The 16,741-nt window shown below is 63.9% G+C and carries 14 protein-coding genes and 1 pseudogene; 10 read left to right on the forward strand and 5 right to left on the reverse strand.

Going from position 1 to position 16,741, the window contains the following annotated elements:
- Positions 1-41 precede the first annotated feature (41 nt).
- Positions 42-1,076, reverse strand: a complete 1,035-nt coding sequence (dapD, locus tag CAG34_RS01890; protein WP_025337969.1) for a 2,3,4,5-tetrahydropyridine-2,6-dicarboxylate N-succinyltransferase — start codon at positions 1,074-1,076, stop codon at positions 42-44.
- 31 nt (positions 1,077-1,107) lie between these two features.
- Complete coding sequence (locus CAG34_RS01895; protein WP_170929287.1) at positions 1,108-1,455, reverse strand: ArsC family reductase; 348 nt, start codon at positions 1,453-1,455, stop codon at positions 1,108-1,110.
- Between the two features lie 591 nt (positions 1,456-2,046).
- Between CAG34_RS01895 and CAG34_RS01900 the strand changes: the two genes are divergently transcribed.
- Positions 2,047-3,693, forward strand: coding sequence for a Na+/H+ antiporter (locus CAG34_RS01900; RefSeq protein ID WP_084785061.1), 1,647 nt, complete (start codon positions 2,047-2,049; stop codon positions 3,691-3,693).
- A gap of 114 nt (positions 3,694-3,807) precedes the next feature.
- Here the strand turns inward: CAG34_RS01900 and dapC are convergent, their stop codons facing one another.
- The 3 genes from dapC to map are packed head-to-tail and all read right to left on the reverse strand — an operon-like array spanning position 3,808 to position 8,562.
- Positions 3,808-5,004: a succinyldiaminopimelate transaminase gene (dapC, locus tag CAG34_RS01905; RefSeq protein ID WP_085587674.1), complete on the reverse strand. Its 1,197-nt coding sequence runs from the start codon at positions 5,002-5,004 to the stop codon at positions 3,808-3,810.
- Between the two features lie 30 nt (positions 5,005-5,034).
- Positions 5,035-7,737, reverse strand: a complete 2,703-nt coding sequence (locus CAG34_RS01910) for a [protein-PII] uridylyltransferase (RefSeq protein WP_085587676.1) — start codon at positions 7,735-7,737, stop codon at positions 5,035-5,037.
- Positions 7,738-7,779: 42 nt separating this feature from the next.
- Positions 7,780-8,562: a type I methionyl aminopeptidase gene (gene map / locus CAG34_RS01915; protein WP_025337973.1), complete on the reverse strand. Its 783-nt coding sequence runs from the start codon at positions 8,560-8,562 to the stop codon at positions 7,780-7,782.
- 462 nt (positions 8,563-9,024) lie between these two features.
- On the opposite strand from map, the gene rpsB reads away from it, so the two are divergent.
- From rpsB to CAG34_RS01960, 9 genes and pseudogenes are all read left to right on the forward strand, one after another.
- Complete coding sequence (gene rpsB / locus CAG34_RS01920) at positions 9,025-9,762, forward strand: 30S ribosomal protein S2 (RefSeq protein WP_003252287.1); 738 nt, start codon at positions 9,025-9,027, stop codon at positions 9,760-9,762.
- Between the two features lie 186 nt (positions 9,763-9,948).
- A complete protein-coding gene (gene tsf / locus CAG34_RS01925) occupies positions 9,949-10,812 on the forward strand; it encodes a translation elongation factor Ts (RefSeq protein ID WP_013971250.1) in 864 nt (287 codons plus the stop codon).
- A gap of 180 nt (positions 10,813-10,992) precedes the next feature.
- Positions 10,993-11,736 (forward strand): UMP kinase, encoded by a 744-nt coding sequence (gene pyrH, locus CAG34_RS01930; RefSeq protein WP_003252294.1) that lies wholly within the window; start codon positions 10,993-10,995, stop codon positions 11,734-11,736.
- Positions 11,733-12,290 (forward strand): ribosome recycling factor, encoded by a 558-nt coding sequence (gene frr / locus CAG34_RS01935; RefSeq protein WP_025337974.1) that lies wholly within the window; start codon positions 11,733-11,735, stop codon positions 12,288-12,290. The genes pyrH and frr overlap by 4 nt, the downstream gene beginning before the upstream one ends.
- Positions 12,291-12,305: 15 nt before the next feature.
- Positions 12,306-13,061: a polyprenyl diphosphate synthase gene (gene uppS, locus CAG34_RS01940; protein WP_015269194.1), complete on the forward strand. Its 756-nt coding sequence runs from the start codon at positions 12,306-12,308 to the stop codon at positions 13,059-13,061.
- Positions 13,061-13,876 carry a phosphatidate cytidylyltransferase gene (locus tag CAG34_RS01945; RefSeq protein ID WP_013971253.1) on the forward strand — a complete coding sequence of 272 codons (816 nt, stop codon included), beginning with the start codon at positions 13,061-13,063 and terminating at the stop codon, positions 13,874-13,876. The genes uppS and CAG34_RS01945 overlap by 1 nt, the downstream gene beginning before the upstream one ends.
- Positions 13,873-15,063, forward strand: a complete 1,191-nt coding sequence (gene ispC, locus CAG34_RS01950) for a 1-deoxy-D-xylulose-5-phosphate reductoisomerase (protein ID WP_085587678.1) — start codon at positions 13,873-13,875, stop codon at positions 15,061-15,063. The genes CAG34_RS01945 and ispC overlap by 4 nt, the downstream gene beginning before the upstream one ends.
- Positions 15,064-15,134: 71 nt before the next feature.
- Positions 15,135-16,487: an RIP metalloprotease RseP gene (gene rseP, locus CAG34_RS01955; RefSeq protein ID WP_085587702.1), complete on the forward strand. Its 1,353-nt coding sequence runs from the start codon at positions 15,135-15,137 to the stop codon at positions 16,485-16,487.
- Positions 16,488-16,561: 74 nt separating this feature from the next.
- Positions 16,562-16,741, forward strand: a pseudogene (locus tag CAG34_RS01960) (outer membrane assembly protein); the annotation flags it as partial.

The following is a 16,741-nucleotide window of genomic DNA, read 5'->3' on the forward strand; positions in this document are numbered from 1 at the left end:
TGTTCGCGAGCAAGCTAGCTCCGGCAGCGGTTGAAGGGCTCTCAGTTGTGCGCGTGCAGCGCCTCGTTCAGCTCGATGGCCGACTTGTGGGTCTTGCACTCCACCGCGCCGTTCAGCGAGTTGCGACGGAACAGCAGGTCGGTCTGGCCGGCCAGGTCGCGGGCCTTGACCACTTTGACCAGCTGGTTGTTCTCGTCCAGCAGGTTCACCTTGGTACCGGCGGTGATGTACAGGCCGGCTTCGACGGTGTTGCGGTCGCCCAGCGGAATGCCGATACCGGCGTTGGCGCCGATCAGGCAGCCTTCGCCAACCTTGATGACGATGTTGCCGCCACCGGACAGGGTGCCCATGGTCGAGCAGCCGCCGCCCAGGTCCGAGCCCTTGCCGACGAATACGCCAGCGGAAACGCGGCCTTCGATCATGCCCGGGCCTTCGGTGCCAGCGTTAAAGTTGACGAAGCCTTCGTGCATGATGGTGGTGCCTTCGCCGATGTAGGCGCCCAGGCGCACGCGGGCGGTGTCGGCGATACGCACGCCGGCCGGGACCACGTAGTCGGTCATTTTCGGGAACTTGTCCACCGAGAACACTTCCAGCAGCTCGCCCTTCAGGCGTGCTTCCAGTTGCAGTTCGGCGAGTTCGGCCAGGTCGACCGCGCCCTGGTTGGTCCAGGCCACGTTCGGCAGCAGCGGGAAGATGCCGGCCAGGCTCACGCCGTGCGGCTTGACCAGGCGGTGCGACAGCAGGTGCAGCTTGAGGTAGGCCTCTGGGGTCGAGGTCAGCGCGGCGTCTTCGGCCAGCAGGGTGGCGACCAGCGGCTTGTGGCTTTCGGCCAGGCGGGTCAGCAGGGCGGCCTGGGCGGCATCAACGCCTTTCACGGCTTCGGCCAGTTGCGCGGCCTGGGCGTTGCTGAAGGCGATGGCCTGGTTGCCACCTTGGTAACCGAGAACAGGGGCTACTGCAGCGACCAGTTCGGCGCTCGGGTTGAGCAGCGGTTGTGCGTAGAACACTTCCAGCCAGGCGCCCTGGCGGTTCTGGGAGCCGACACCGAAGGCCAGGCTGAACAGGGTATTGGACATGTGATTACCTCGTGCGAAATAGGGTAGGGGCTCAGGCCAGGGCAGCGGCGTACAGGTCGGGCTTGAAGCCGACCAGGGTACGCGCGCCAAGGTCGAGCACCGGGCGCTTGATCATCGACGGCTGGGCCAGCATCAGCTCGACGGCCTTGGCCTGGTCGAGGTCGGCCTTGCTGGCGTCGTCCAGCTTGCGGAAGGTGGTGCCGGCACGGTTGAGGATGACTTCCCAGCCGTGTTCGTCGCACCAGCGGTTCAGGCTGTCGCGGTCGATGCCTTGGGCCTTGTAGTCGTGGAATTCGTAGGTGATGGCCTGGTCTTCGAGCCAGGTACGTGCCTTTTTCATGGTGTCACAGGCTTTGATGCCGTAGAGCGTGTAGGTCATTGTGTGCATTGGGGATCACAGGCTGCCCCAATCTCTCCGTTTTCCGATTTCAGTCGCGGGATTATGCGGGAACGATCCTGTGAGCGCCACGGGTGTGCATGTCTTGGGTCTTGCAGTGTGTCGGAGACCGAGCGCCGCCCGCGCGGCGCATCGCCGGCAAGCCGGCTCCCACATCTGTTTCGGGCCAGTTATTCCTGCACCTCAGCCGCGCGAACCCTTAGTGCATGACTGAATTTTGGTGAGAAGCAGAAGCGATACCTTCAATATCGAAGGGAACAAACAGGGCGGGCAGCGGTAATTTCACAGAAGAGACTGGCCCGAAACAGATGTGGGAGCCGGCTTGCCGGCGATGCGCCGCGCGGGCGGCGCTCGATCTCAGCAGCCCCATAGCACTCAAGGCATGCGCCTCCAAGCCGATACGACCTCGACCCTACGCCGCCATCAGCCCCAAGTATCATCATGTTACATATTCATCCGCCCCCTGCGACTATCGTGCAGCGGCCCCGAATCCCACATCGCCGCTAACATATTGTTTCAATGGCGATGTTTCGCCCTGTTGTCGTTTCTGGTTCACAAAGGAAGCTTTCCCGGATGCAGTCCGCCTACACCGTCCTCATCCTGCTGACGCTGGTCAGCGTTTCGAAGCTGGTCGGCCGCATGATTCCGCTGCCCTTGCCGCTGGTACAGATCGCCGCCGGCGCCTTGCTTGCGTGGCCGACACTGGGCCTGCATGTGGCACTGGACCCCGAGCTGTTCCTGTTCCTGTTCCTGCCGCCGTTGCTGTTCGCCGACGGCTGGCGCATTCCCAAGCGCGAGTTGTGGCGCATTCGTGGGCCGGTGGTGGCGCTGGCCGTGGGGCTGGTGCTGTTTACCGTGGTCGGGGCCGGTTACTTCATTCACTGGCTGCTGCCGAGCATCCCGCTGCCCGTGGCCTTCGCCCTGGCCGCAGTGTTGTCGCCAACCGACGCCGTGGCGGTTTCGGCCATTACCCAGGACCGCCTGCCCACCCCGCTGATGCACATGCTCCAGGGCGAGGCCCTGATGAACGATGCCTCGGGCCTGGTGACCTTCAAGTTCGCCCTGGCGGCGGCGATCACCGGGGTGTTCTCGCTGACCGACGCAAGCTTCAGCTTCGTACTGGTCGCCCTGGGCGGCCTGGCGGTGGGCGTGGCCCTGAGCTGGCTGATCGGCCGCCTGCGTGCCTGGATGATCGCCCGCGGCTGGGACGACCCGGCCACCCACGTGGTGTTCATGTTGCTGCTGCCGTTCGCAGCCTACGTGCTGGCCGAGCGCCTGGGCGTGTCGGGCATCCTTTCGGCGGTAGCGGCTGGCATGATGCAGAGCTGGCTCGACCTGCTGCCACGGCAGACCAGCACGCGCCTGCTCAACCGCAGCGTGTGGTCGCTGCTGGAGTTCGCTTTCAACGGCCTGATCTTCCTGCTGCTGGGCTTGCAGTTGCCGGACATCATCAAGGCCGTGGTCAGCCATGAACCCACCGTCTGGCCGACCCTGGCCTGGCGCTGCCTGGACGTGGTGGCGATCTTTGTGGCGCTGATCTTGCTGCGGTTCATCTGGGTTCAGAGCATCTGGCGCTCGATCGGTGTGGTACGCCGCTGGCGCGGCAAGCCGGCGCTGGTGCTGATGCCTACGGCGCGCTCCTGCTGGTTGCTGACCCTGGGTGGTGTGCGCGGTGCGGTCACCCTGGCTGGCGTGATGTCGATCCCATTGCTGATGGGAGCAGGCAAGGCCTTCCCGGAGCGTGACCTGCTGATCTTCATTGCGGCCGGGGTGATCCTGCTGTCGTTGATCAGTGCTTGTATCGCGCTGCCGCTGTTGCTGCGCGGGGTGACCAAGAGCCCGGACGAGCGCTTGCACCAGGAAGTGCAGGAGGCCTGGCGACGCACGGCCGAGGCGGCGATCCATGCGCTGGAGGCAGAGGAAGTGATCGACAGCAATGCGCCGCAGGATGCCGCGCAGGCGACCCTGGCGACCGAGTTGAAGGCGCGCTTGATGGCGGAATACCGCGATGAGCTGGACAGCTACAACGACAGCGCCGAAGCCAAGGCGCTGGCCGAGCAGATGGACCTGCTGGAGCGGCGTTTGCGCTTGCGGGCGCTGCGGGCGCAGCGGCTGGAGCTGTATGAACTGCATCGCCAGCATCTGGTGGGGGATGAAGTGGTGCGGCAGGTGCTGGGTGAGCTGGATATGAGTGAAGCGAACCTGGGGGCAGTCAAGTAGATTGCAGGGGACCGCTATGCGGCCCTTCGCGGGCTTGCCCGCTCCCACAGGTACTGCACCGCTTTCTCGGCTTGTGCTGTATGTGTGGGAGCGGGCATGCCCGCGAATGGGCGGTCAGCGGTTCTGCAGGAATGCGCGAATCCGCTCCGCCGCCTCGATGCACTCGGCCAGCGGTGCAACCAGTGCCATGCGCACACGCCCGGCGCCCGGGTTCACGCCATCCACTTCGCGCGACAGGTACGACCCCGGCACCACCGTCACATGCTGGGCCTCGAACAGGTCGCGGGTGAACTCGGCATCGCCGCCGGGCACCTTGGCCCACAGGTAGAAGCTGCCATCCGGGCGTTGCACATCCAGCACCGGTTGCAGGATATCCAGCACGGCATCGTACTTGGCGCGGTACTGGTCGCGGTTCTCGCGCACATGCGCCTCGTCCTGCCAGGCAGCGATGCTGGCCAGCTGGGTTTGTACCGGCATGGCGCAGCCGTGGTAGGTACGGTACAGCAGGAACGGCTTGATGATCTCGGCGTCACCGGCGACGAAGCCCGAGCGCAGGCCCGGCAGGTTGGAGCGCTTGGACAGGCTGTGGAATACCACGCAGCGCTTGAAGTCGCTGCGGCCCAGTTCCGCACAGGCAGTCAGCAGGCCTGGTGGCGGGGCATCCTCGTCGAAGTACAGCTCGCTGTAGCACTCGTCGGCGGCAATCACGAAGTCGTGCTCGTCGGCCAGGGCAATCAGCTTCTTCAGGGTGTCCATCGGCACCAGTGCGCCGGTGGGGTTGCCCGGCGAGCACAGGAACAGGATCTGGCAACGCTTCCACACTTCAGCCGGCACGGCGTCGAAGTCGGGGTTGAAACCGTTGCTTTCCAGGCACGGCAGGTAGTGCGGGGTGGCACCGGCCAGCAGCGCTGCGCCTTCGTAGATCTGGTAGAACGGGTTGGGGCTGACCACCAGGCCGTCATCGGCGCGGTTGACCACGGCCTGGGTGAAGGCGAACAGCGCTTCACGGGTACCGTTGACCGGCAGGATGTGGCGGTCGGCATCCAGCCATCCGGCCGGTACGCCGAAGCGCCGCTCGCACCACTGGCCGATGGCCTGGCGCAGGGCGGGCAGGCCGATGGTGCTCGGGTACACCGCCAGCTTGTCGAGGTTGTCGGCCATGGCCTGGGCGACGAACGCCGGCGATTCGTGCTTCGGCTCACCGATCGACAGGGCGATGGCGCGCTTGTCCGCCGCAGGTGCAACGCTGCCCAGCAGGGCGCGGAGTTTCTCGAACGGGTAGGGCTGAAGCTGGGTCAAGGCATGGTTCATCGGCGCAAGGTCTCGTCAATCGTCTAGTCGTTAAAAGGTCACGCGGGTGGGGCTGGCATCGCTGGCCTGGCCGGCCTGCAGCTGCTGGACGATGGCCTCCTGCAGTCGGCTGCACAGCTGTGGGTCGGACAGCGGCTGGTTGTCGGCATCGGTGATGAAGAACACGTCTTCCACCCGCTCGCCAAGGGTGGCGATCTTGGCGTTCTGCAGCGACAGGTCGAACTCCAGGAAGATCCGCCCCAGCCGGGCCAGCAGGCCTGGGCGGTCGGGCGCGGTGATTTCGAGGATGGTCACCGGCCGCTGGGCATCGTTGAGGATGGTCACCTGTGGCGGGAAGTCGAAGTGCTTGAGCTGGCGCGGTACCCGGCGCTGGATGATGGTCGGGTAGTCCTCGGGGTTGCGCAGCGCTTCGGTCAGGCCGTCGCGAATCTGCTTGACCCGCTGCGGGTTGTCGCCGATCGAGCCGCCGTCGTTGTCCAGCACGATGTAGGTGTCGAGGGTGAACTGGCTGCTCGAGGTGATGATTCGCGCGTCATGAATGTTCAGGTTCAGCTGCGACATGGCCGCCACCGTCACGGCGAAGAAGTCGTGCTGGTCGGGGGCATAGATGAAGATCTGCGTGCCACCCTCGAACTCGCGCTGGGTGGTTTCCTTGATCAGCACCAGCGGCCCGCCATCGGCCGGCTGCTGGAGGATCGCGTCACTGTGCCAGGCCACGTCGGCAGCGGTGTGCTTGAGGAAGTAGTCATCGCCCAGCTGCGACCACAGCTGCTCGACGTCGTCCGGGTCGGTGCCTTCGCGCACCAGGATATCCAGCGCCGCCGATTGGGTCTGGCGAATCTGCTCCTCGCGGTCCAGCGGGTTTTCCAGGCCACGGCGCAGGGCGCGCTTGGTCTCGGTGTACAGCTGGCGCAGCAGGCTGGCGCGCCACGAGTTCCACAGGCTGGGGTTGGTGGCGTTGATATCGGCCACGGTCAGCACGTACAGGTAGTCCAGGCGCGTCTCGTCGCCCACGTGCAGGGCAAAATCGTTGATCACCTGTGGGTCGGACAGGTCCTTGCGCTGGGCGGTGGTCGACATCACCAGGTGGTTCTGCACCAGCCAGACAATCAGCCGGCTGTCCCAGGCCGGCAACTGGTGGCGCTCGCAGAACTTCTGCGCATCCACGGCGCCCAGCTCGGAATGGTCGCCCTGGCGGCCCTTGCCGATGTCGTGATACAGGCCAGCCAGGTAGATCAGCTCGGGCTTGGGCAGGCGGCCCATGAGCTTGCTGGCCAGCGGGAATTTCTCGGACACCGGCGTGTATTGCAGCTTGCGCAGGTGCTTGATGAGGTTGAGGGTGTGCGCATCGACCGTATAGATGTGGAACAGGTCGTGCTGCATCTGCCCGACGATCAGGCCGAACTCCGGCAGGTAGCGGCCGAGGATGCCGTAGCGGTTCATCCGCCGCAGGTTGCGGTGGATGCCGATTTCGCACTTGAACAGCTCGATGAACAGGCTGGTGTTGCGAATATCGGTGCGGAAGGTATCGTCGATCAGGTGCCGGTGCTCGCGCAGCAGCCGCACGGTATCGGCGCGTACGCCCTTGATCTCGGGGTGCTGGGCCATCAGCACGAAGATTTCCAGCATGGCGAACGGCGTGCGCTTGAACACGTTCGGCCTGGCCGCTTCTATGTAGCCGTCATGCAGGCGGAAGCGCGCGTTCAGCGGCTGGGTGGTGCCGCTGTCGTCATCGGCGAGGATGACCTCCTCGAAGTGCTGGATGATCAGGTCGCACAGCTGGCTGATGCTCATTACCACCCGGTAGTACTGCTGCATGAACTGCTCGATCGCCCGCTTGGGGTTGTCGTCGCTGTAGCCCAGCAGCGCGGCGATGCTGCGCTGGTGGTCGAACAGCAGGCGGTCCTCGGCGCGCCCGGCCAGCATGTGCAAGGCGTAGCGCACCCTCCACAGGAAGTCCTGGGACGAGGCCAGCAGCTCGTTCTCGCTTTCCAGCAGGAAACCTTCGCCGGCCAGTGCGTGCAGGTTGAGGGTGCCGTACTGGCGGCGGGCCACCCACAGCACTGTCTGGATGTCGCGCAGGCCGCCGGGTGAACCTTTCACATTGGGTTCGAGGTTGTACTCGGTGTCGTTGTACTTGTGGTGGCGGGCCTTGAGTTCGGCTCGCTTGGCCAGGAAGAAGTCCTTGCTCGGCCACATGTGCGCAGTGCTGGTCACCTCCAGCATGCGCTGGCGCAGGGCCTCGGGGCCGGCAACGGTGCGGCTTTCCATCAGGTTGGTGATGACCGTCAGGTCGGCACGGGCCTGCTCGGCGCACTCGTCGACGGTGCGCACGCTCTGGCCCACTTCCAGGCCGATGTCCCACAGCAGGGTGAGAAACCGCTCGATGGCATCGCGATACTGCTCGTGTTCGGCAGCACCCAGCAGGATCAGCAGGTCGATGTCCGAATGCGGGTGCAGCTCACCGCGCCCGTAACCACCCACCGCGACCAGGGCGATGCCGCTCTGGTCGCCCCAGTCGAACTGGTTCCAGGCCTGTTGCAGGATGTTGTCGACGAGCCAGGCGCGGGCCTCGATCAGCGGGCGGATTTCGCTGCCACTGCGGAAACGCTTGTCGAGCACCTCGCCGGCCTGGCGGATGGCTTTCTTGAAGGCGGCGATGGGGCTCGCCTTGAGGGCCAGTTCCGCCTGGAACTGGCCGCGGTCGAACAACTCGGGGTCCACCTGGGGCATCGCGTCACGTTCCTGTCGTGGGGGTGGCCTGTGGGAGTGCGGTCAGGCCGAGGTGCGCGGGATGGTGTCGTCCTTGCGCAGGGTGAAGATCTCGTAGCCGGTCGCGGTCACCACCAGGGTGTGTTCCCACTGGGCCGAGAGCTTGCGGTCCTTGGTGATGGCGGTCCAGCCGTCGCCCAGCACCTTGGTGTCGGCCTTGCCCTGGTTGATCATCGGCTCGATGGTGAAGGTCATGCCTTCCTTCAGCTCCATGCCGGTGCCGGCGCGGCCGTAGTGCAGGATCTGCGGCTCTTCGTGGAACACCTTGCCGATGCCGTGGCCGCAGAACTCGCGCACCACCGAGAAGCCGTTCTTTTCAGCGTGCTTCTGGATCACTTCGCCGATGTCGCCCAGGCGGCAGCCCGGCTTGACCAGTTCGATGGCCTTGTACATACACTCCTGGGTGACCTTGGACAGGCGCTCGGCCCATACCGGCACGGTGCCGACGTGGAACATGCGGCTGGTGTCGCCGTGGTAGCCGTCCTTGATCACGGTGACGTCGATGTTCAGCGTGTCACCGTCCTTGAGCGGCTTGTCGTTGGGGATGCCGTGGCAGACCACATGGTTGATCGAGGTGCAGATCGACTTCGGGTAGCCCTTGTAGTTGAGCGGTGCCGGGATGGCCTGCTGGACGTTGACGATGTAGTCGTGGCACAGGCGGTCCAGCTCTTCGGTGGTGACACCGGGCTTGACGTGTTCCTCGATCATTTCCAGCACGTCGGCGGCCAGGCGGCCAGCGATGCGCATCTTCTCGATGTCTTCTGCGGTCTTGATGGTGACGGTCATTACAGGCTCTCTACAGCGCCGCATGCGGCGCGAACAAACGGGAAAGGCCGGATTCTAGCAGAGCAGGGCGCCGATCGGTCGGCATACGGATGGAGAATTGGGACTGCTGCGCAGTCCATCGCCGGCAAGCCAGCTCCCACAGGAATCGTATTACGCTTGTGGGAGCTGGCTTGCCGGCGATGGGGCGCGCAGCGGCCCCAACTGCCCTGAAAGCTGCCATCCATGAACTGGCATTCTGGCGCGAAAGCCGGGGTGCTGCAAAAACCGCTGACGGACGCAACAGTATCCGGGTTCCGTTCGGCCGCGGTCTGTGGTATAAAATGCGCCGCTTTCGGGGACGACCCCGTCAGCACTTAACCCACACACGTGTCGACACGATGACCTGGGTGCCCCGAGTTGCAGAATTCGCGGGTTGGTCATTGGGATACGTGGAGGCCCAACCCGACTTATCAAGGAACTATCATGTCCCAAGTCAACATGCGCGATATGCTGAAGGCCGGTGTGCACTTCGGCCACCAGACCCGTTACTGGAACCCGAAAATGGGCAAGTACATTTTCGGCGCGCGTAACAAGATCCACATCGTCAACCTGGAAAAAACCCTGCCAATGTTCAACGACGCTCTGTCGTTCGTAGAGCGCCTGGCCCAGGGCAAGAACAAGATCCTGTTCGTCGGCACCAAGCGTTCCGCCGGCAAGATCGTCGCCGAGCAAGCTGCTCGTTGCGGTTCGCCGTACGTTGACCACCGTTGGTTGGGCGGCATGCTGACCAACTACAAGACCATCCGCGCTTCGATCAAGCGTCTGCGCGACCTGGAAACCCAGGCCGAAGACGGCACTTTCGCCAAGCTGACCAAGAAAGAAGCCCTGATGCGCTCCCGCGACCTGGAAAAACTGGATCGCAGCCTGGGCGGCATCAAGGACATGGGCGGTCTGCCAGACGCTCTGTTCGTTATCGACGTTGATCACGAGCGCATCGCGATCACCGAAGCCAACAAGCTGGGCATCCCGGTTATCGGCGTTGTCGATACCAACAGCAGCCCGGAAGGTGTTGACTACATCATCCCAGGTAACGATGACGCCATCCGCGCTATCGAGCTGTACATGACTTCGATGGCTGACGCAGTCATCCGCGGCCGTAACAACGTTGCCGGCGGCACCGAAGTTTACGCTGAAGAAGCGGCTGCACCTGCTGCCGAGTAATTAGACGCTAGCGTCGACTTGGCACGCAAAAAGGGGGCTCTGCCCCCTTTTTGCCACCTTGAAATCCTGCTGTCAGCATCGGCCCCGCATCATGGGCTCGCTGAGATAAACACAGCGGATTTGCAGAATTGAACGCCCGTGACGAACGGGTGGAATGGTTGAAAAACTTTCCAAGAGGATTTTGAAATGGCAGCAATTACTGCAGCGCTGGTCAAAGAACTGCGCGAGCGTACCGGCGAAGGCATGATGGATTGCAAGAAGGCCCTGGAAAAGGCCGGCGGCGACATCGAAAAAGCCATTGACGACATGCGTGCCTCGGGCGCCATCAAGGCCGCCAAAAAGGCTGGCAACGTCGCTGCTGAAGGCGCTATCGCCGTCAAGACCGACGGTAAATCCGCCGTCCTGCTGGAAGTGAACTCGCAGACCGACTTCCTGGCCCTGCAAGACGACTTCAAGAACTTCGTTGCCGACAGCATCGAAGAAGCCTTCGCCCAGAAGCTGACCGACGCTGCTCCGCTGATCGCCTCGCGTGAAGCTGCTCGTGAAGCCCTGGTTGCCAAGTGCGGCGAGAACGTCAACATCCGTCGCCTGGTGCGCGTTGAAGGTGACGTTGTCGGTGCCTACCTGCACGGCAACAAGATCGGCGCTGCCGTTGTCCTGAAAGGCGGCGACGTCGATCTGGCCAAGAACATCGCCATGCACGTTGCAGCTTCGAACCCTGAGTTCCTGCTGCCGTCGGAAGTATCGGCCGAAGCCATCGAGCGCGAGAAGGGCGTCTTCCTGCAGCTGAACGCTGACAAGATCGCCGGCAAGCCGGAAAACATCGTCGAGAACATGATCAAAGGTCGTATCTCGAAGTTCCTGGCCGAAGCCTCGCTGGTCGAGCAAGCCTTCGTCATGAACCCGGAAGTCAAGGTTGGCGAGCTGGCCAAGAAAGCCGGTGCTGAAATCGTTTCCTTCACCTACTTCAAGGTAGGCGAAGGCATCGAGAAGCCAGTCGACGACTTCGCTGCTGAAGTTGCCGCTCAGGTAGCTGCTGCCAAGCAGTAAGACAGCCCCGTCTGTCGCCCCGAAGAGGCTGCCCGCTCACGCGCGCAGCCTCTTTGTCAAAACGGCGAAGGGTTTATAAAACCTGCCGCCGCTGGCACCAAAACGGTGCCACGCTACAGTTAGCAGGCTGCAAACAGCCCGCACGAATTTTCTAAAAGTACGCCGCAGGAGAGACTCGCAATGGCTCAGCAGGTGAGTGGTCGCCAACCTCGCTATAAACGCATTTTGCTCAAACTTAGCGGCGAGGCCCTGATGGGCTCGGAAGACTTCGGGATCGACCCGAAAGTGCTGGATCGCATGGCCCTCGAAGTTGGCCAGCTGGTAGGGATCGGTGTCCAGGTCGGCCTGGTGATCGGTGGTGGCAACCTGTTCCGCGGCGCCGCGCTCAGCGCAGCCGGCATGGACCGCGTCACCGGTGACCACATGGGCATGCTGGCCACCGTGATGAACGGCCTGGCCATGCGCGACGCGCTGGAGCGCTCGAACATCCCGGCCCTGGTCATGTCGGCCATTTCCATGGTCGGTGTCACCGATCATTACGATCGTCGCAAAGCTATTCGCCACCTCAACTCCGGGGATGTGGTAATTTTCTCCGCCGGTACCGGCAACCCGTTCTTCACCACCGACTCCGCGGCCTGCCTGCGCGCCATCGAAATCGATGCCGACGTGGTGCTGAAGGCGACCAAGGTCGATGGTGTGTACACTGCCGATCCATTCAAGGACCCGCATGCCGAGAAGTTCGATCACCTGACCTACGACGAGGTCCTGGATCGCAAGCTGGGTGTGATGGACCTGACCGCAATCTGCCTGTGCCGTGACCACAAGATGCCATTGCGGGTATTCAACATGAACAAGCCTGGCGCCCTGCTGAACATCGTGGTGGGTGGCGCTGAAGGTACTCTGATCGAGGAAGGCCAAGCATGATCAACGACATCAAGAAAGACGCGCAGGAGCGCATGACCAAGTCCCTCGAGGCCCTGGCCCGCAACCTGGCGGCAATCCGCACCGGTCGCGCCCACCCGAGCATCCTGGACAGCGTCAAGGTCCCGGCCTGGGGTAGCGAGATGCCGCTGAACCAGGTGGCCGCGATCACCGTCGAAGATGCCCGCACCCTGAAGATCGTCGCCCACGACAAGAACCTCAGCGCCGCCATCGAGAAGGCCATCCTCACCTCCGACCTGGGCCTGAACCCGTCCAGCGCCGGCACCACCATCCGCGTGCCGATGCCGGCCCTGACCGAGGAAACCCGCAAGGGCTACACCAAGCAGGCCAGCGGCGTTGCCGAGGATGCCAAGGTAGCCGTGCGCAACGTGCGCCGTGACGCCCTGGCCGACCTGAAGAAGCTGACCAAGGACAAGGAAATCAGCGAAGACGAAGAGCGTCGTGCCGCTGACGAAATCCAGAAACTGACCGACAAGTACGTTGCCGAAGTCGATGCCGCCTTCAAAGCCAAGGAAAAGGACCTGATGGCCGTCTAAGGCCGGGGTTTTTTAATGGAAAAGACCAAGCCAGCGGCGCCGTCCTCGGTGCCGCGTCATGTCGCGATCATCATGGATGGCAACAACCGCTGGGCGAAAAAGCGCCTGTTGCCCGGCGTTGCCGGGCACAAGGCGGGTGTCGACGCCGTTCGCGCGGTCATCGAAGTCTGTGCCGAGTCCGGGGTCGAGGTGCTGACCCTGTTCGCCTTCTCCAGTGAGAACTGGCAGCGTCCCGCCGAAGAGGTCGGTGCGCTGATGGAGCTGTTCTTCTCGGCCCTGCGCCGCGAGGCCAAGCGCCTCAACGAGAACAACATCAGCCTGCGTATCATCGGTGACCGTTCGCGTTTCCATCCCGAGCTGCAAGCCGCCATGCGCGAGGCCGAGGCGCTGACCGCCGGCAACAACCGCTTCATCCTGCAGATCGCGGCCAACTACGGTGGCCAGTGGGACATCGCCCAGGCCGCCCAGCGGCTGGCGCGGGAAGTGCAAGCCGGGCACCTGCGCCCGGAAGACATCACCCCGGGCCTGCTGCAGACCTGCCTGGCAACCGGCGAGCTGCCGCTGCCGGACCTGTGCATCCGCACTGGTGGCGAGCATCGCATCAGCAACTTCCTGTTGTGGCAGCTGGCCTACGCCGAGCTGTATTTCTCCGACCTGTACTGGCCGGACTTCAAACACGAGGCCATGCGCAACGCCCTGGCCGATTTCGCTTCGCGCCAGCGCCGCTTCGGTAAGACCAGCGAGCAGGTCGAGGCTGGAGCTCGTGCTTAATGCTTAAACAACGCATCATTACCGCGCTGATCCTGCTGCCGATCGCGCTGGGTGGCTTCTTCCTGCTCAACGGTGGGGATTTCGCCCTGTTCATCGGCTTCGTGGTGACCCTCGGCGCCTGGGAGTGGGCGCGCCTGGCCGGGCTCATGGCCCAGCCACTGCGCATTGCCTATGCCGTGGTCGTCGCCGGAGCGCTGATGTTGCTGTATATCCTTCCGGAGCTGGCGCCTTGGGTGCTGGGCGCTGCGGTGATCTGGTGGGGGTTGGCCACCTGGCTGGTGCTTACCTACCCGCGCAGCAGCGAGCTGTGGGCCAGTGCCGCCTGCCGGTTGCTGATCGGCCTGCTGGTATTGCTGCCGGCCTGGCAGGGGTTGGTGCTGCTCAAGCACTGGCCGCTGGGTAACTGGCTGATCCTGTCGGTCATGGTGTTGGTGTGGGCTGCCGATATTGGCGCGTACTTCTCCGGCCGTGCCTTCGGCAAGCGCAAGCTGGCGCCTCAGGTCAGCCCTGGCAAGAGCTGGGAAGGCGTGTATGGCGGTCTGGCGGTCAGCCTGGTGATCACCCTGGTGGTCGGTATCAGCCGCGACTGGGGCTTCGGCCAGATCCTGCTGGGCCTTCTGAGTGCCGCGCTGGTGGTCATGTCTTCGGTGGTCGGTGACCTGACCGAAAGCATGTTCAAGCGCCGTTCCGGCATCAAGGACAGCAGCAACCTGTTGCCTGGCCATGGTGGGGTGCTCGACCGCATCGACAGCCTGACTGCGGCGATCCCGATTTTCGCCGTGCTGCTGTGGGCTGCCGAATGGGGTGTTATGTGAGCCGCCCGCAGCGTATTACCGTGCTCGGGGCCACCGGCTCCATCGGCCTGAGCACGCTGGATGTCATCGCGCGCCATCCCGACCGCTACCAGGTGTTCGCCCTGAGTGGTTATTCGCGTATCGACGAATTGCAGGCCCTGTGCGTGCGCCATCGCCCGGCATTCGCCGTGGTGCCGAGCGCCGAGGCGGCCGCGCGACTGCGCGAAAGCCTGGTAGCGGCGGGCTGCGCCACCGAGGTGCTGGAAGGCGAGGCCGGGCTGTGCCAGGTGGCTTCTGCGTCGGAAGTGGACGCAGTGATGGCGGCCATCGTCGGCGCCGCCGGCCTGCGCCCCACCCTGGCGGCGGTCGAGGCGGGCAAGAAGGTGTTGCTGGCCAACAAGGAGGCGCTGGTGATGTCCGGCGCGCTGTTCATGGAGGCGGTGCGGCGCAGTGGCGCCGTGCTGCTGCCGATCGACAGCGAGCACAATGCGATCTTCCAGTGCATGCCCGGCGACTACGCGCGCGGCCTCAGTGCCGTCGGCGTACGCCGGATCCTGCTTACCGCCTCCGGTGGCCCGTTCCGCGAGACCCCCGTCGAGGCGCTGCTGGATGTCACCCCGGAACAGGCCTGCGCGCACCCCAACTGGTCCATGGGGCGCAAGATTTCCGTGGATTCGGCCAGCATGATGAACAAGGGCCTTGAACTGATCGAGGCCTGCTGGTTGTTCGATGCCGCACCGGCCAAGGTCGAGGTGGTGGTGCACCCGCAGAGCGTGATCCACTCACTTGTGGATTATGTCGACGGTTCGGTGCTGGCGCAGCTGGGTAACCCGGACATGCGTACGCCCATCGCCAACGCCCTGGCCTGGCCCGAGCGGATCGATTCCGGGGTGGCACCGCTGGACCTGTTCGCCATCGCCCGTCTGGATTTCCAGGCGCCCGACGAACAGCGCTTCCCTTGCCTGCGCCTGGCGCGGCAGGCTGCCGAGGCCGGCAACAGCGCACCGGCCGTGCTCAATGCGGCCAACGAGGTTGCGGTCGAGGCATTTCTCCAGCGGCGTATCCGCTTCCCGGAGATCGCGGGTATGATCGAACAGGTGCTCGATCAGGAGCCCGTCGTACCGCTGCCGTCGCTGGACGCGGTGTTCGCCGCCGACCAGCGTGCCCGGGAGCTTTCCCGTGAGTGGCTGAGGCGTCACGGTCGCTGATGCAGGCCCGCCACGGTTCACGAGGGGGCTGGGCATGATGCCAGCCCGCTGAACATCATTCGGAGATGGATATGACAGCGCTCTACATGATTATCGGCACCCTCGTAGCCTTGGGTGTACTGGTCACTTTCCATGAATTCGGCCACTTCTGGGTGGCACGCCGCTGCGGTGTCAAGGTGCTGCGCTTCTCGGTGGGCTTCGGCACGCCGCTGCTGCGCTGGCATGACCGCCATGGCACCGAGTTCGTGGTCGCTGCGATCCCGCTGGGTGGTTACGTCAAGATGCTCGACGAGCGCGAGGGTGACGTGCCGCCGGCGCTGATCGAGCAGTCGTTCAACCGCAAGTCCGTGCGCCAGCGCATCGCGATCGTCGCGGCGGGCCCGGTTGCCAACTTCCTGCTGGCCATCCTGTTCTTCTGGGTGCTGGCGATGCTGGGTACCCAGCAGATCCGCCCGGTGATCGGTGCGGTCGATGCCGGCAGCCTGGCAGCATCGGCAGGCCTGACCGCAGGTCAGGAAATCGTCTCCATCGACGGCAAGCCGACCAATGGTTGGTCTGCAGTCAACCTGCAACTGGTTCGCCGCCTGGGCGAGAGCGGCACCCTGCAGGTTGGCGTGCGTGAAGAGGGCGCCAGCGCCGAACGCCAGCTGCAGGTGAAGCTGGACAGCTGGCTCAAGGGCGCCGACGAGCCGGACCCGATCCAGTCCCTTGGGCTGCACCCTTGGCGCCCGGCGATCGTGCCGGTGTTGGCCGAGATCGATCCGAAGGGGCCGGCTGCCGCTGCGGGCCTTAAAACCGGTGACAAGCTGCTGGCCCTCGATGGCGTGGCAGTGAGCGAATGGCAGCAGGTGGTCGATGCCGTGCGGGCCCGCCCGCAAGCCAAGGTTGTGGTGCGTGTCGAGCGCGATGGTGCTGCGCTGGACGTCCCGGTCACCCTGGCGCGCAAGGGCGAGGGCAAGGCGGCCGGCGGCTATCTTGGCGCCGGGGTAAAAGGTGGCGAATGGCCTGCCAACATGCTCCGCGAAGTCAGCTACGGCCCGCTGGATGCGGTGGGTGAGGGCTTGTCACGCACCTGGAACATGAGCGTCCTGACCCTTGAATCGCTGAAGAAAATGCTGTTCGGGGAGCTCTCGGTAAAAAACTTGAGCGGACCGATAACCATTGCTAAAGTGGCGGGCGCTTCAGCCCAGTCCGGCGTGGGGGATTTCCTGAATTTCCTGGCCTACCTGAGCATAAGCCTGGGGGTTCTTAACCTGCTGCCCATCCCGGTTCTGGATGGGGGGCATTTGCTGTTTTACCTGGTCGAGTGGGCGCGCGGTCGTCCGCTGTCGGATCGGGTGCAAGGTTGGGGGGTCCAGATCGGTATCAGTTTGGTCATAGGGGTGATGTTGCTCGCCCTGATCAACGATCTGGGTCGACTATAAAGCTTCGCTCAATTGCGAAACCTGCCGTCTTGTTGCGGCGGGCTGTTTATTGCCAGTTGGAATAAAAGGACTTCATGAAACGTCTGCTGCTAACTGCGGTCATGTCCGCACTGATGATCGCTGAAGTTCACGCCGAGTCCTTCACCATCTCCGATATCCGCGTCAACGGCCTGCAGCGGGTTTCCGCCGGCAGTGTCTTCGGTGCCTTGCCGCTGAACGTCGGCGACCAGGCCGATGACCGCCGACTGGTGGAG

Origin of the sequence: Pseudomonas sp. B14(2017), assembly GCF_002113255.1 — a bacterium.
GTDB lineage: Bacteria > Pseudomonadota > Gammaproteobacteria > Pseudomonadales > Pseudomonadaceae > Aquipseudomonas > Aquipseudomonas putida_Z.

Bases quoted from the DNA above. Each gene is read 5' to 3' on its own strand.
- dapD (WP_025337969.1), bottom strand. From the start codon at position 1,076: ATGTCCAATACCCTGTTCAGCCTGGCCTTCGGTGTCGGCTCCCAGAAC.
- CAG34_RS01895 (WP_170929287.1), bottom strand. From the start codon at position 1,455: ATGACCTACACGCTCTACGGCATCAAAGCCTGTGACACCATGAAAAAG.
- CAG34_RS01900 (WP_084785061.1), top strand. From the start codon at position 2,047: ATGCAGTCCGCCTACACCGTCCTCATCCTGCTGACGCTGGTCAGCGTT.
- dapC (WP_085587674.1), bottom strand. From the start codon at position 5,004: ATGAACCATGCCTTGACCCAGCTTCAGCCCTACCCGTTCGAGAAACTC.
- CAG34_RS01910 (WP_085587676.1), bottom strand. From the start codon at position 7,737: ATGCCCCAGGTGGACCCCGAGTTGTTCGACCGCGGCCAGTTCCAGGCG.
- map (WP_025337973.1), bottom strand. From the start codon at position 8,562: ATGACCGTCACCATCAAGACCGCAGAAGACATCGAGAAGATGCGCATC.
- rpsB (WP_003252287.1), top strand. From the start codon at position 9,025: ATGTCCCAAGTCAACATGCGCGATATGCTGAAGGCCGGTGTGCACTTC.
- tsf (WP_013971250.1), top strand. From the start codon at position 9,949: ATGGCAGCAATTACTGCAGCGCTGGTCAAAGAACTGCGCGAGCGTACC.
- pyrH (WP_003252294.1), top strand. From the start codon at position 10,993: ATGGCTCAGCAGGTGAGTGGTCGCCAACCTCGCTATAAACGCATTTTG.
- frr (WP_025337974.1), top strand. From the start codon at position 11,733: ATGATCAACGACATCAAGAAAGACGCGCAGGAGCGCATGACCAAGTCC.
- uppS (WP_015269194.1), top strand. From the start codon at position 12,306: ATGGAAAAGACCAAGCCAGCGGCGCCGTCCTCGGTGCCGCGTCATGTC.
- CAG34_RS01945 (WP_013971253.1), top strand. From the start codon at position 13,061: ATGCTTAAACAACGCATCATTACCGCGCTGATCCTGCTGCCGATCGCG.
- rseP (WP_085587702.1), top strand. From the start codon at position 15,135: ATGACAGCGCTCTACATGATTATCGGCACCCTCGTAGCCTTGGGTGTA.